The organism is Catenuloplanes japonicus, assembly GCF_000717135.1.
Lineage (GTDB): Bacteria > Actinomycetota > Actinomycetes > Mycobacteriales > Micromonosporaceae > Catenuloplanes > Catenuloplanes japonicus.
Genome location: NZ_JNXY01000019.1, coordinates 1 through 13,494 on the forward strand (window position 1 = coordinate 1; position 13,494 = coordinate 13,494).

Sequence of the window (13,494 nt, forward strand, 5' to 3'; positions counted from 1 at the left end):
CACGACGCTGGAGACCCAGGTCGTCGCACAGACCAACATCGAGCGGGTCAAGAACGGCTGCAAGGCCCTCATCGTGTCGCCGGCGCTGACGAAGGCCGCGCGTGGTCACTCCAGTGACATGGCGAAGTTCGACTACTTCTCCCACACCGGCCGCAACGGCAGCACCTTCACCGCGCGAGTCAAGGCCGCCGGTTACGCCCCGGCCGTCGGCGAGAACATCGCCTGGGGCTACGCCGACACCACCGGCGTGATGACCGGGTGGATGAACAGCCCCGGGCACCGCAAGAACATCCTCAACTGCAAGGCCGTCAAGATCGGCGTCGGCGTCGCCCGCGACGCCAAGGGCACCATCTACTGGACCCAGGAGTTCGGCGGCACCACGCCGAAGCGGTCGCGGACGCCGTCGCGGATCTCGCGGGCCAGCGTGAGCAGCTGCTCCGTGGTGCCGGAGCCGCGGTTGGTGAGCGCCAGCGTGTGCTTGGTGGAGATGCTCACCGGCACGTCGGCGCCGGGGTGCCCCTTGCCGAAGCCGGCCCGGTCGATCAGCCACGCCGCGCTGACCTTGACCACGCCGCCGTCGGCCGGCCAGCCGGGCGGCTCGCCGATCCCGGTGGTCACGGCGCGCAGATGCTCCCAGGCCGCGGCGTCCAGCACCGGGTTGGTGAAGAACGACCCGACGGACCAGGTGTCCCGATCCTCGGAGTCCAGCACCATGCCCTTGCCGGCGCGCAGCGTCAGCACGGACTCGCGCGCGGCGGCCAGCGGCACCCGGTCGCCCTGGGCCACGCCGAGCGTGCGGGCCAGCTCCGCGTAGCGCACCGGGCCGGACTGGGTGGCGGGGCGCAGCCGGAAGTCGACGGAGAGCACCACGAACCGCTCGTTGTGCTTGAAGATGCTGGCCCGGTAGCCGAAGCCGCAGTCCGCGGCCGGCATGTCCAGCACGACGCCCTCCGCCCGGTCGTAGACCGTGACGGACGAGATCGTCTCGGAGACGTCCTGCCCGTACGCCCCCACGTTCTGGATCGGGGTGGCGCCGGACGAGCCGGGGATGCCGGAGAGGCACTCGACGCCGGACCACCCGGACTCGACCGTCTCGGCCACGAACTCGTCCCAGGGGTGGCCGGCCTGGACCCGGACGATCAACTGGTCCGGGCGGCGACTGATCACCTCCACGCCCCGGCTGCGCACCAGGATCGCGGTGCCGGCGAACCCGGCGTCTCCGATGACCACGTTGCTGCCGCCGGCCAGCAGCAGGACGGGGTCACCCGAACGACTCGCAGCCTTCGTCAAATCCACCAGTTCATCCGCATTTTCGGCTGAAACCAGCCGTTTGGCGGACCCGCCGAGCCGCAACGTGGTGTGCGGAGCGAGCGAACTGGGGACTGTCGACCCTGCGACGGTGGACATTTCAGCGCTAACGTCGTGCACGCCCCTAACCCTAGGCTGGGGACGAGCGGACTGGGCGGCCGCGTGGGAGGAACGTCATGACGAAGCTGCATGCCACGAAAGACTTCTGGATCGGCGCGCTGCGCGCCGAGGGCCCCGCGTTCGGCGCGGCCCTCACGGAACAGGCGCCGGGCGCGCCCGTTCCCACGTGTCCGGAGTGGACCGTGACGGACCTCATCGGACATCTGGGCGGCTTCTACGACTGGATAGGCACACACGTGACGCGCGGTGTGACGACCGCGCCCGAGCACGTCCGGCCGGAGACCACGGTCCCGGCCGGCGTGGACCCGAGGGCGTGGTGGGAGCAGCGGTTCGCCGCCGTGCTCGCGACGCTGGAGGGGGTGGAGGAGGATCTGCCGGCGTGGAACCCGATGCCGGCGCCGAAGAAGGCCGCGTTCTGGCTGCGCCGGGCCGCGCATCACACCGCGATACACCGGTGGGACGCGCAGATGACGATCGGGCTGACCGAGCCGATCGAGGCGAAACTCGCGGCCGACGGCATCGCGGAGCTGCTCGACACGCTGCTCCCGGCCGGGCGTGGCGCCGGGCCGCGGGACAAGTACGGCGTGATCCACCTGGTCGCCTCCGACCTGGAGCACGAGTGGTTCGTCCGGCTGCGGGGCGAGGGGCTGGCGCTGCTGGACACGGACACGATCCTCGACTCGGACGATCATCACGCGCGCGTGCTCGCCACCGGGCCGGCCAGCGATCTGCTGCTGGCGTTCTGGGGGCGGATCGGGTTCGACTCGCTGGAGATCACGGGAGAGCGTTCTCTCCTGGACGGCCTGCGGGTCGGCTGAGGACGCCCGTCGTCATGATCCGGGAGTGATAATGGCGACGTGACTAACCCCTCAACACAGAGCGTGACGTTCCCGGAGGGATTCCTCTGGGGCTCCGCAACGGCCTCCTACCAGATCGAGGGCGCCGCCCGTGAGGACGGGCGCGGGCCCTCGATCTGGGACACGTTCAGCCGCACGCCCGGCAAGGTGCACGCCGGGCACACCGGCGACGTCGCCTGCGACCACTACCACCGGTACCGCGACGACGTGGCCATGATGGCGGACCTCGGGCTGCAGGCGTACCGGTTCTCCATCGCGTGGCCGCGCATCCGGCCGGACGGCACCGGCCCGGTCAACCCGGCCGGCCTCGACTTCTACGACCGTCTCGTGGACGAGCTGCGTGGCAAGGGGATCACCCCCGTCGTCACGCTCTACCACTGGGACCTGCCGCAGTCGCTGGAGGACCGCGGCGGCTGGACCTCCCGGGACACGTCCTACGCGTTCGCGGACTACGCGCTCGCGGTGCACAAGCGGCTCGGCGACCGGGTCGAGACCTGGACCACGCTGAACGAGCCCTGGTGCTCCGCCTACCTGGGCTACGCGTCCGGCGTGCACGCGCCCGGCATCCAGGACCCGGAGTCCGCGTTCAAGGCCGTCCACCATCTGCTGCTCGGCCACGGCCTGGCCACCGAGGCGCTGCGTGACGCGGGCGTGCGGCAGCTGGGCATCACGCTCAACCCGGCCGCGGTCTCCCCCGCCGACCCGGACAGCGAGGCGGACGTGGCCGCCGCCCACCTGGTCGACGGCCTGCAGAACCGGATCTTCTTCGACCCGATCCTGCGCGGCTCCTACCCGGACGACGTGCTGCGGCACATCCGCCGGTTCTCGGACCTGAACTGGCTGCGGACCGGCGACGAGACGATCATCGGGCAGCCGATCGACGTGCTGGGCATCAACTACTACTCGCCGTCCTACGTGCGGTCGAAGCCGGGCATCGAGGGCAATCCGACCGCGCCCGGGACCGAGGGCATCGAGTTCCTGCCGCCGGCCGGCCCGGTCACGGACATGGGCTGGGCGATCGAGCCGGCCGCGCTGACCCGGCTGCTGGAGCGCATCCACACGGACTACCCGGGCACCACGCTGATGATCACGGAGAACGGCGCGGCGTACCCGACCGGGCCGGACGAGACCGGCGACCGGGTGCCGGACGCGGACCGCGTCGCCTACCTGGACGGCCACCTGCGCGCCTGCCACGACGCGATCGCGCGCGGCGTGGACCTGCGCGGGTACTTCGTGTGGTCGCTGATGGACAACTACGAATGGGCCGAGGGCTACAACAAGCGCTTCGGCGTGGTCTACGTGGACTACGACACGCAGCGCCGCATCCCGAAGGACAGCGCGCGCTTCTACTCCGAGGTCATCCGCAACAACGGGCTCTGAGAAACACATGCCGCGGGGGTACGCGTACCCCCGCGGCATTGTGAGCTTGACCAGGACTCAGCCGCAGTGCTGGCTGTTCGGCTCAGCCGAAGCGGCCGGTGATGTAGTCCTCGGTCTTCTTGACGCTCGGGTTCGAGAAGATCTTCTGGGTGTCGTCGTACTCGATGAGGCGGCCCGGGTCACCGGTGCGCTCGATCGAGAAGAACGCGGTGCGGTCCGAGACGCGGGCCGCCTGCTGCATGTTGTGCGTGACGATGATGATCGTGAACCGGTCCTTCAGCTTGAAGATCAGGTCCTCGATCGCCAGCGTCGAGATCGGGTCGAGCGCGGAACACGGCTCGTCCATCAGCACGACCTGCGGCTCGACCGCGATGGTGCGGGCGATGCAGAGCCGCTGCTGCTGACCGCCGGAGAGGCCCGCGCCCGGCTTGTCCAGCCGGTCCTTGACCTCGTCCCACAGGTTCGCCGAGCGCAGCGACTTCTCCGCGGCCTCCTGCAGCACCGCCTTCTTGTTGACGCCGTTCAGCTTCAGGCCGGCCACCACGTTGTCGAAGATCGACATCGTGGGGAACGGGTTCGGCCGCTGGAACACCATGCCGATCAGGCGGCGGACGGCGGTGACGTCCACGTGCTTGTCGTAGATGTTCTCCTGGTCGAGCGTCAGCGTGCCCTCGACCCGCGCGTTCGGCAGGACCTCGTGCATCCGGTTGATCGACCGGAGGAACGTGGACTTGCCGCACCCGGACGGGCCGATGAGCGCGGTGACGGTCTTCGGCTCGACGACGATGTTGACGTCCTCGATGGCCTTGAAAGAGCCGTAGTAGGCGTTGACGTTCGTCGCCTCGACGCGCTTTGCCATGGTCGTTTCTCCTCGGGGGTGCTTCAGCGGGTCAGCCGGTTGCGGCGGGCGAGCAGCTTTGCGGCGATGGTCAGGATGAGGACCAGCGCCACCAGGGTGAGCGCCGCCGTCCAGGCGCGGTCCGGAGAGAACCGCGACGAGTCGGTGGCCTGGCTGAACACGAACAGCGAGAGCGACGACTGGTTGTTCTCGAACGGGTTGAAGTTGATCGCCGCGGTACCGCCGGCGACCAGCAGCACCGGCGCGGTCTCACCGGCGGCGCGGGCGATCGACAGCATGATGCCGGTGACGATGCCGGGGAGCGCGGTCGGGATGACGATGCGCAGGATCGTCTTCCACTTCGGCACGCCCAGCGCGTACGCACCCTCGCGCAGCGGCGCCGGCACCAGCCGGAGCATCTCCTCGGTGGAGCGGACGATCGTCGGCAGCATCAGCACGCTCAGTGCGAGCGCGGCCGCGAAGCCGGAGTACTGCGGCTGACCGTTGTTGAACAGCGGCGAGACGATCAGCACCCAGAACGCGAGCACGAACAGGCCGGCCACGATGGACGGGATGCCGGTCATGACGTCGACGAAGAACCGGATCGCCAGGGACAGCTTGCCCCGGCCGTACTCGACCAGGTAGATCGCGCCGAGCACGCCGAGCGGGATGGTGATCAGCGCGGCGATGCCGACCTGCTCCAGCGTGCCGACGATGGCGTGGTAGGCGCCACCGTTCGCGTCGCGGGCGCCGATGTTGTTCATCGACGTGAGGAAGAAGTTCCCGTCGAGCCGGTTGATGCCGTTCGAGATCAGCGTCCAGGTCACCGACGCGAGCGGCAGGATCGCCAGCACGCACGCGGAGTGGATGAGCGCGCTCCAGGTGCGGTTGCGCGCGGACCGGGGGCCCTCCACCGCGTTCGCCGCGAGCCAGAAGCCGATCAGGTAGAGCACGGCGCCGAGCACCACGACCAGCACCCAGTTGCCGATGCCGGTGCCGAGCACCAGCGCGGCGGAGAGCGCCAGCGCCACGACCGCGGTCGCGAGCGCGGCCCAGGCGGGCAGCCGCTTGGTGTGCAGGCTGCCGGCCGTCACGTCCTGTTCCGGGGCGAGGAGCGTCATGCGGCCACATCCGTGAACTCGCGGCGGCGGTAGATGATCACGCGAGCGATCATGTTGACCACCAGGGTGATGGTGAAGAGGACCAGGCCGGAGGCGATGAGCGCGCCGCGCCCGATGTCGTCGGCCTCACCGAAACCGTTGGCGATGTTGGAGGCGATGGTGACGCCGCCGTTCTGGATCACGTTCGCCGTGATGATGAACGACGAGCCGAGCGTCATGGCCAGCGCGATCGTCTCGCCGAGCGCGCGGCCGAGGCCGAGCATCACGGCGGCGATCACGCCGGGGCGGCCGTAGGGCAGGACCGCGGTGCGGACCATCTCCCACTTGGTGGCGCCGAGCGCGAGCGCGGCCTCCTCGTTCTGCTTCGGCGTCTGCATGAACACCTCGCGGGAGAGCGAGGTGACGATCGGCAGCACCATGATCGCCAGCACCAGCGAGCCGAGCAGGATCGAGTTGCCGAACGGGCCGTTGCCACCGAACAGCGGGATCCAGCTGAAGTAGTGGTTGAGCCACACGGAGAAGTCCCGCACCGGCTCGATGAAGACCGAACGACCCCACAGACCGAAGACCACCGAGGGTACGGCCGCGAGCAGGTCGATGACGAAGCCGAGCCAGGTCGCGATCCGCCGGTGCGCGTAGTGCGACAGGAAGAGCGCGATGCCGAGCGCGATCGGGACGGCCACGACCAGCGCGATGACCGCGGACAGGACCGTGCCGAACACGATGGCCGCGATGCCGAACCGCGGGTCCGAGCTCTGCGCGTGCCACTCGTTGAACGTGAAGAAGTTCTCCTGGTTGGCCCGGAGGGCCGGGATCGCCTCGGAGATCAGGAAGACCGCGATCGCGACGATGATGACCAGGACCATGATGCCGGAGGCCTGCGTCAGGCCCCGGAAGGCCGGCTCGGCGCCGAAGGCCTTGGCCCGCGGCAGAGAGCTGCCACCGCCCCGGCCGTTGTTGTCGGTAGGACCATCGGAAGACGCCGCGGCGCCGGCGGCCCGGGTGCTGTGCGCACCCGGACCGCCGGCGCTGGCGTCGACCGAGCGGGGTGGGGTGTCACCCATCTGCGCGCTCCGTCTTAGGCGTTCGAATCGGGGGGTTGTCTACCGTCAGGCGATCGCGGCGACCGCGGTCTCGACCTTGGCGCGGACCGACTCCGGCAGCGGGGCGTAGCCCAGCTCGAGGAGCGTGGCCTGGCCGGTGGTGCTGGCCGCGTAGCCGAGGAAGCCCTTGATCAGCGCGAGCTTGTCGGCGGAGTTGCCGGCGGAGCAGGCGATCTCGTAGGTGACCAGCACGATCGGGTACGCCCCCGCGGTGGTGGTGGCGTAGTCGACCGACATCTTGAGGTCGTTGCCGGTGCCGGTGACCTTGGCGCCCTCGATGGTCTTGCCGGCCGCCTCGGCGGTCAGCTCGGTGTACTCGCCGGCGCCGTTCTTCACCTTGGCGGTGTTGAGGTCGGAGTTCTCGGCGAAGGACATCTCGACGTAGCCGATGGAGCCGGCCGCACCCTTGACCGAGGTCGCGATGCCGTCCGAACCCTTCTGGCCGGTGCCACCGGTGATGGCGGACGGCCAGGTCTTGGCGGCGTCGTAGGTCCAGTCAGCCTCGGCGACCTTCGCCAGGTACTTGGTGAAGTTCTCCGTGGTGCCGGACTCGTCCGAGCGGTGCACCGGGTTGATGGTGGTGTCCGGGAGGGTCACACCGGCGTTGTCCGCGGCGATCTCCGGCGCGTTCCACTTGGTGACCTTGCCCGAGAAGATCTTGGCGATCGTGGCGGGCGACAGGTTGAGCGTGTCGACGCCGTCGAGGTTGAAGACGATCGCGATCGGGCCGATGACGGCCGGGAGGTGGATCGCCGGGTTGCCGGCGCAGCGCTGGTCGGCCTTCGGCTGCTGGTCTTCCTTCAGCGCCGAGTCGGAACCCGCGAAGTCGGCGGTGCCGGCGATGAACGCGGTGATGCCCGCGCCCGAGCCGGAGCCCTCGTAGTTGATGGTCGAGCCGGCACACGCCGTCTGGTAGGCCTTGATCCACTCAGCGACCGCGTTCTTCTGCGCGGACGAGCCCTGAGCGTTGAGCGTGCCGGTCGCGCAGTTCGCGGCCGGCGGGGCCGAGGCGCCGCCACCGCCGGGGGCGGCCGACTCCGTGTTGTCCGATCCGCAGGCGCTGGCCGCGAGAACCGTGGTCAGCGCGAGGCACGCGAGAGCGCCCTGCCGGTGGAGCTTCACCTTGGGAATTCCCTTCAAGTGGACGGTTCGCCGGGTATGGCGTCCCGGCCGCCGGAATCTCACCGGCTGATTGCAAGCTAGGAGGGTCAGGTAGCCGTAACGCCCGGTGTAAATGAACTGGGGCTTAACAGGTCTGACCCTGGAAATGGCCTGCGTCTGAGGTCCAGCTGTCCGGTTCGTGAACTGAGTGACTCCTGACCGAAATATCGCATATATACGGTCAACCGAGATCACGTTGAGTTGTTGCCGTGATACCCCCGTTATCAAAATTGCAGCTCACGGCCACACGACGAAGGGCCCGCCGGACGCGATGTAGATCACCGCGCCCGACGAGCCCTCGGACGATTTCGGGGAGGGGTTACCCCACCGGGATAGGAGCCAGCTCCGACTCCGGCAGCTGCCGGCTCGGCGGGACCACGAACTTGTAGCCCACCTGGCGGACCGTGCCGATCATCGACTCGTACTCCGAGCCGAGCTTGGCGCGCAGCCGCCGGACGTGCACGTCGACCGTGCGGGTGCCACCGAAGTAGTCGTAGCCCCAGACCTCGCGCAGCAGCTGGTCGCGGGTGAAGACCCGGCCCGGGTGCTGCGCCAGGAACTTCAGCAGCTCGAACTCCTTGTACGTCAGGTCGAGCGGGCGGCCCTTGAGCTTCGCCGCATAGGTGTCCGGGTCGATCGTGAGCTCGCCGGCCCGGATCAGACCGCCGGCGCCGGCGGTCGCATTCGTCAGCCGGCCGACCGCGAGCCGCAGCCGGGCCTCGACCTCGGCGGGCCCGGCGCTGGCCAGGATGACGTCGTCCACGCCCCAGTCCGCGTTCAGCGCGATCAGGCCGGCCTCGGTGACGACCGCGACCAGCGGCACGCCCAGGCCGGTCGCGTGCAGCATGCGGCAGGTCGCGCGGGCCTCGGCGAGCTCCGAGCGAGCGTCGACGAGAACGGCGTCCGGGCTCGGGCCCGAGACGAGGGTGCGCACATCGCGGGGAGCGGTTCGCACCGAGTGGGGGAGCAGATCGAGAGCGGGAAGCACGACGGACGGCTCACCGGCGCGTGCCGTCACCAGCAGCAGAATTTCCACACAGACCTCCGTCCTGGCGGCACGGGGGCCGCGCAGGTGACCGGTAGCAGCTCAAGCACTCAGGCCGGCTACCCCGAACTGGCGTCGGCCCCGGCGTCGCTGACGGGCGGTAAGGCCTTACCTTAGCCGATCGTTAAACAAAAGCGCTCCCACGAGTTCAAGGAGTGAGCAGGCAGACGCGGTATTGACATCGGAATCACACACCGCCGACTCCGATCGATCGCCTCGCGCGCGGTTAGGACGCATCTGGCACGATCGCAGGCGTGTTCCCCTCCTCGAGCGATGACGACCGCCCGGCCGGACCGTCGAAGGACGCCGGTTTCTTCCCCAAGGCGCCGAGCCTGGTGGGTGATGCGCGCCGTGCCGCGGAGTCGGAGGAGGACGAGGAGCCGATCGAGCCGGTCGAGGTCCGCAGGCTGCTCTCGCTGGCCATCGCCGGGTTCGGCGCGCTGCTGGCGATCGGCCTGATCTTCGGCGCGCAGACGTCCGGGCCCGGGAGCGCGCGGCTGCCGTACGCCACCGTGGTCCTGGGTGTGCAGCTGCTCTTCATCCTGGCCTGGACCATGGCGACGCGCCCGCCCGCGCTGCCGCTGGTCGCGAGCGTGGCCGTGGGCACGGCGCTGGCCGCGGACGCCGCGGCCGTCCTGCCGAAGGTCGGCGGCCTGATGCCGCTGGTCTGGGTCGCGATCGGCGGTTTCCTGATCGGCCTGGTCGGCCAGTTGTTCCGCGGGCAGGACCGTGTGCGGGTCCGGGAGTCGTTCTTCTCCACGCTCGTCATCGTGCTCGGCGTGGTCGCGTTCGCGATGCTGATCGTGCTGACCCGGCGACCGGCCGGTACCCAGGCGATCGTGGTCTGCCTCGGCGCGGCCGGCGTGGCGCTGGTGGTGGCACGCGCGCTCGACTCCGTCTTCGCCTGGCCGCGGCTGGAGCCGCAGGTGCCGCGCGGCGGGCTGGGCGTCGTGCTCGGCACCATGATCGGCACCGGCGTGGCCGCGCTGATCGGCAGCTACCAGGTCGGCTTCAACCCGGGCAACGCCGCGATCGTCGGGCTGGTCGCGGCCGGTGCCGCCAGCCTGGTGGACCTGGCCAGCGACTACTCCGAGGCCGGGCGGCAGCTGGCCGGCGACGCGCCGACCATGTGGATCGCGCGGCACATGCAGGGCCCGCTGGGTGGTTTCGCGCTCGCCGCGCCGGCCACGTACCTCATGTCTGTCATGTTCCTCACCTGAGCCCATTGGGTATCCGGGTCCGTAGAAAACCTCATGAGACACAAGGCGCTGGGGAGGCGACGGTGACTGTGTACGAGCAGCCGACCGAGCAGTACGAGGTCGAGCGGCCGCGACGGCGCCGGCGGGGGCGTGCGGTCCTTGTCGTCCTCATCGTCCTGCTGGTGATTCTCGGCGTGGCCGTCGTGATCGCGGACCGCGTGGCCCACGGCTACGCGGAGGACCGCATCGGCGCGGAGATAGACAAGCAGGTGGCCGCGCAGGGCCTCACCGCCCGGCCGGCCGAGGTGGGTGTGGGCGGTGTCCCGTTCCTCACCCAGGTGCTGGCCGGACGTTACGACGCGATTTCCGTGGTGCTTCGCGATCTGGAGGGCCCGGTGCCCGGCGCGTCCGACGTCGTCCGGATCCCCACGCTGGACATCGACGCCACCGGCGTGTCCGCGCCGATCGACACGCTGCGCACCGGCCAGGGCGAGATCGTCGCGGCGAACGTGACCGGCGTCGGCACCATCGACTACGTCAGCCTCGCCGACATGATCGGCCAGGAGGGCATCACGCTGACCGAGCGGGACGGCAAGCTGCAGGCGACGCTGCCGGTCGAGGTGCTCGGCCAGGCGTTCGAGCTGAACGGCACCGCCGCCATCGCGGTCCAGGACAACCAGGTGCAGGTCCGCTTCGAGACGCTCACCGCGGACGGGCTGCCGGACAACCCGGTCGTCCGGAACGTGATCAGCGGTTACGCGGAGCAGCTCTCGCTGAACGTGGCGCTGCCCGCGCTGCCGTTCGGCCTGCAGGTCACGGAGATCAAGGCGGCCGCCGAGGGTCTTCAGGTGACCGCCACGGCCAAGGACGTTCCGCTGAACCAGGCGTAACACGACACGATGGTGGGGTCGGTCACTTCCCGCATGGTGGTCGACCCTGTCCGTGACATGGACTCGCTGGTAGGGTCCTTCGCATGGGCACACTGCTCACCAAAAGGCGCGCGGTCGACCTGTGCCGCGTGGCCGCCTGCCTCTGTCCCCGCTGTCACTGACGGCGGGGCTGCCTCCACGCCCGCGCGCCGGCTCGACTGAGCGGCGCGACCGCGTGGCACTCACCAATCTCTGAGCCCGGCACCGGCGCCGTCGCACGAACACGAGAACCCTCCATCTACAGGGTCCCGCGCGTGGTGCGACACAGACTCACACCGGAAATCCGCGCGTTGATCCGACCCACCAAATCCTCACAAGGAGTGATTCGATGAGTCGCGACACCGCACTCGTTTCGGCTGACTGGGCCGAGAAGAACATCGACGCTGACGGCGTCGTCTTCGTCGAGGTCGACGAGGACACCACGGCCTACGACGGCGGCCACATCGCCGGCGCGATCAAGCTGAACTGGAAGACCGACCTGCAGGACGCGGTCCGCCGCGACTTCGTCAACAAGGAGCAGTTCGAGGCGCTGCTGTCCGCGCGCGGCGTCTCCAACGACGACAAGGTCGTGCTCTACGGCGGCAACAACAACTGGTTCGCGGCGTACGCGTACTGGTACTTCAAGCTCTACGGCCACCGCGACGTCGTGCTGATCGACGGCGGCCGCAAGAAGTGGGAGCTCGACGCGCGCCCGCTGGTCAAGGGCGAGGTCTCCCGTCCCGCCACGACGTATGTCGCCCAGGACCAGGACCTGACGCTCCGCGCGTTCCGCGACGAGGTCGTGGCCGCGATCGGCACGCAGAACCTGGTCGACGTGCGCTCCCCCGATGAGTACGCGGGCCGCCTGCTCGCCCCCGCGCACCTCCCGCAGGAGTCCGCGCTGCGTGGCGGACACATCCCGACCGCGGTCAGCGTCCCGTGGAGCAAGGCGGCGAACGAGGACGGCACGTTCAAGTCCGACGACGAGCTGCGCAAGATCTACGGCGACGCCGGGCTCGACGAGGGCAAGGACACGATTGCGTACTGCCGGATCGGCGAGCGCTCCTCGCACACCTGGTTCGTGCTGAAGGAGCTGCTCGGGCAGCAGAACGTCAAGAACTACGACGGTTCCTGGACCGAGTACGGCTCGCTCGTCGGCGTGCCCGTGGTCCTCGGCGACGAGCCCGGAAAGGCGTGAGCACCATGACCGCTGTTACCACTGTTACCGACGCGTCCTGCGCCGCTCCCGACCAGTCGGCTCCGCTGCCGGCCGGCATCGACCTGGCCAAGGAAACCGTGATCACCGGCGTGGTGACCTCATCCGACGGTGAGGCCGTCCAGGGGGCGTACGTGCGCCTGCTCGACTCCACCGGCGAGTTCACCGCCGAGGTCGTCACGTCCGCCCAGGGCCAGTTCCGCTTCTTCGCGGCGCCGGGCTCCTGGACGCTGCGTGCGCTGTCCCGGCACGGCAACGGTGACCGCACCGTCGCCGCCGACCGTGGCCTCAACGATTTCTCGGTGACCGTCGGCGAGTGATTCGCCGGCTTCGAGCCGGTCCGCCTCACCCGAGGCGGACCGGCTCGCGCTGTTTTGACACCATGGCCGGGTGACGCAGGCCCAGGTTTCCCCGTGGTGGCGACGCCGGGGCGTGTTTCCGGCGGCGGTGACCGCGTGGGCGCTGGTGATCGCCGGGCTGGCGTACTACTCGTACCGCACGGACGACGCGACCGTCCGCGACCAGCGCACGCTGGAGCAGGCGATGCCGGTGGCGGAGTCCGCGTTCGCCGCGGTGCTGGCACGCGCGGCCGCGGGTCCCGGCAACGGCGGGCCGCGACCGGTGATCTCGTTCGGCGCGCCGCGCATCGAGCCCGGCTGCCGGGTGACCAGCGCACGGGACGGTGCGGAGCTGACCCGGCGCGCCACCGTCTACCTCGCGCCGGAGGACAGCACCGCGCTGGTCGACTGGATGGCCGGCGACGACGCGCTGCCGCACGGGTTCCGGATCTGGCTGGGCAAGGACTCGTTCCGGGTCGACGCGGGCGAGTTCATCGGGCTGCGCGGCGTGGTCGAGGAGCCCGGCGTGCTGCGGATCGCGCTGACCACGGGCTGCCGGCCGGTCGAGGGCGAGCTGCCGGCGATCGAGGAGCAGCGGCCGGATCCGGCGTCCGCCGGTCTCGCGGAAGGCGTGCTGGCCTCGCTCGGCGCACAGGGCGCCCGGCAGAGCGCGTCCGTGCTGGCCTGCCCCGGCGGTGGCACGCTCACCACGACGATCGTGGCCGGGCCCGCGGCGCGGGCGCCGGTGCTCGCGGAGACGCTGACCGGGCGCGCGGACCGGGTGCTGGTCGACGAGGACGACCGGTTCGCCTTTCACCTGACCGGCGCGGAGGGTGTCGCGGTGGAGGTCACCGACGGCGAGGTCGAGGTCGCCGCCACCACCTCCTGCGGCTAGCGCGT

The 13,494-nt window shown here is 69.9% G+C and carries 14 protein-coding genes and 1 pseudogene; 9 read left to right on the top strand and 6 right to left on the bottom strand.

What is annotated here, in order from left to right; translation table 11 throughout:
* Positions 1–73: 73 nt before the first annotated feature.
* Positions 74–310 (top strand): annotated as a pseudogene (locus tag OP04_RS55825) (CAP domain-containing protein); the annotation flags it as partial.
* A 41-nt stretch (positions 311–351) separates the two neighbouring features.
* On the opposite strand, the gene OP04_RS25190 reads toward OP04_RS55825, so the two are convergent.
* Complete coding sequence (locus OP04_RS25190; RefSeq protein WP_051798948.1) at positions 352–1,407, bottom strand: UDP-N-acetylmuramate dehydrogenase; 1,056 nt, start codon at positions 1,405–1,407, stop codon at positions 352–354.
* 77 nt (positions 1,408–1,484) lie between these two features.
* On the opposite strand from OP04_RS25190, the gene OP04_RS25195 reads away from it, so the two are divergent.
* Positions 1,485–2,246, top strand: coding sequence for a maleylpyruvate isomerase family mycothiol-dependent enzyme (locus OP04_RS25195; RefSeq protein ID WP_033342322.1), 762 nt, complete (start codon positions 1,485–1,487; stop codon positions 2,244–2,246).
* A 39-nt stretch (positions 2,247–2,285) separates the two neighbouring features.
* Positions 2,286–3,665 carry a GH1 family beta-glucosidase gene (locus OP04_RS25200; RefSeq protein ID WP_033342323.1) on the top strand — a complete coding sequence of 460 codons (1,380 nt, stop codon included), beginning with the start codon at positions 2,286–2,288 and terminating at the stop codon, positions 3,663–3,665.
* Positions 3,666–3,747: 82 nt separating this feature from the next.
* Here the strand turns inward: OP04_RS25200 and pstB are convergent, their stop codons facing one another.
* The 5 genes from pstB to OP04_RS25225 form a co-directional block, all read right to left on the bottom strand.
* A complete protein-coding gene (gene pstB / locus OP04_RS25205) occupies positions 3,748–4,524 on the bottom strand; it encodes a phosphate ABC transporter ATP-binding protein PstB (protein WP_033342324.1) in 777 nt (258 codons plus the stop codon).
* A gap of 23 nt (positions 4,525–4,547) precedes the next feature.
* Entirely contained in the window at positions 4,548–5,624 is a 1,077-nt protein-coding gene (gene pstA, locus OP04_RS25210; protein WP_033342325.1) for a phosphate ABC transporter permease PstA, read from the bottom strand.
* A complete protein-coding gene (pstC, locus tag OP04_RS25215; protein WP_033342326.1) occupies positions 5,621–6,688 on the bottom strand; it encodes a phosphate ABC transporter permease subunit PstC in 1,068 nt (355 codons plus the stop codon). The genes pstA and pstC overlap by 4 nt, the downstream gene beginning before the upstream one ends.
* 45 nt (positions 6,689–6,733) lie before the next feature.
* Entirely contained in the window at positions 6,734–7,849 is a 1,116-nt protein-coding gene (pstS, locus tag OP04_RS25220) for a phosphate ABC transporter substrate-binding protein PstS (protein WP_033342327.1), read from the bottom strand.
* A 358-nt stretch (positions 7,850–8,207) separates the two neighbouring features.
* The gene (locus OP04_RS25225) at positions 8,208–8,924 is read right to left on the bottom strand and encodes a winged helix-turn-helix transcriptional regulator (RefSeq protein ID WP_033342328.1); all 717 of its coding nucleotides are present in this window, start codon (positions 8,922–8,924) and stop codon (positions 8,208–8,210) included.
* A gap of 263 nt (positions 8,925–9,187) precedes the next feature.
* On the opposite strand from OP04_RS25225, the gene OP04_RS25230 reads away from it, so the two are divergent.
* The 6 genes from OP04_RS25230 to OP04_RS50090 all read left to right on the top strand — a co-directional run bounded on the left by OP04_RS25230 (position 9,188) and on the right by OP04_RS50090 (position 13,489).
* Positions 9,188–10,153: a hypothetical protein gene (locus OP04_RS25230; RefSeq protein WP_232323736.1), complete on the top strand. Its 966-nt coding sequence runs from the start codon at positions 9,188–9,190 to the stop codon at positions 10,151–10,153.
* A 62-nt stretch (positions 10,154–10,215) separates the two neighbouring features.
* Positions 10,216–11,022: an LmeA family phospholipid-binding protein gene (locus tag OP04_RS25235; RefSeq protein ID WP_033342329.1), complete on the top strand. Its 807-nt coding sequence runs from the start codon at positions 10,216–10,218 to the stop codon at positions 11,020–11,022.
* 83 nt (positions 11,023–11,105) lie between these two features.
* Positions 11,106–11,183 carry an Ms5788A family Cys-rich leader peptide gene (locus tag OP04_RS56705; RefSeq protein ID WP_332309679.1) on the top strand — a complete coding sequence of 26 codons (78 nt, stop codon included), beginning with the start codon at positions 11,106–11,108 and terminating at the stop codon, positions 11,181–11,183.
* A 206-nt stretch (positions 11,184–11,389) separates the two neighbouring features.
* Complete coding sequence (locus tag OP04_RS25240; protein WP_033342330.1) at positions 11,390–12,238, top strand: sulfurtransferase; 849 nt, start codon at positions 11,390–11,392, stop codon at positions 12,236–12,238.
* A gap of 5 nt (positions 12,239–12,243) precedes the next feature.
* Positions 12,244–12,576 carry a DUF1416 domain-containing protein gene (locus OP04_RS25245; protein ID WP_033342412.1) on the top strand — a complete coding sequence of 111 codons (333 nt, stop codon included), beginning with the start codon at positions 12,244–12,246 and terminating at the stop codon, positions 12,574–12,576.
* Between the two features lie 70 nt (positions 12,577–12,646).
* On the top strand, positions 12,647–13,489 hold the full coding sequence (locus tag OP04_RS50090) for a hypothetical protein (protein ID WP_157240314.1): 843 nt from the start codon (positions 12,647–12,649) through the stop codon (positions 13,487–13,489).
* Positions 13,490–13,494 lie beyond the last annotated feature (5 nt).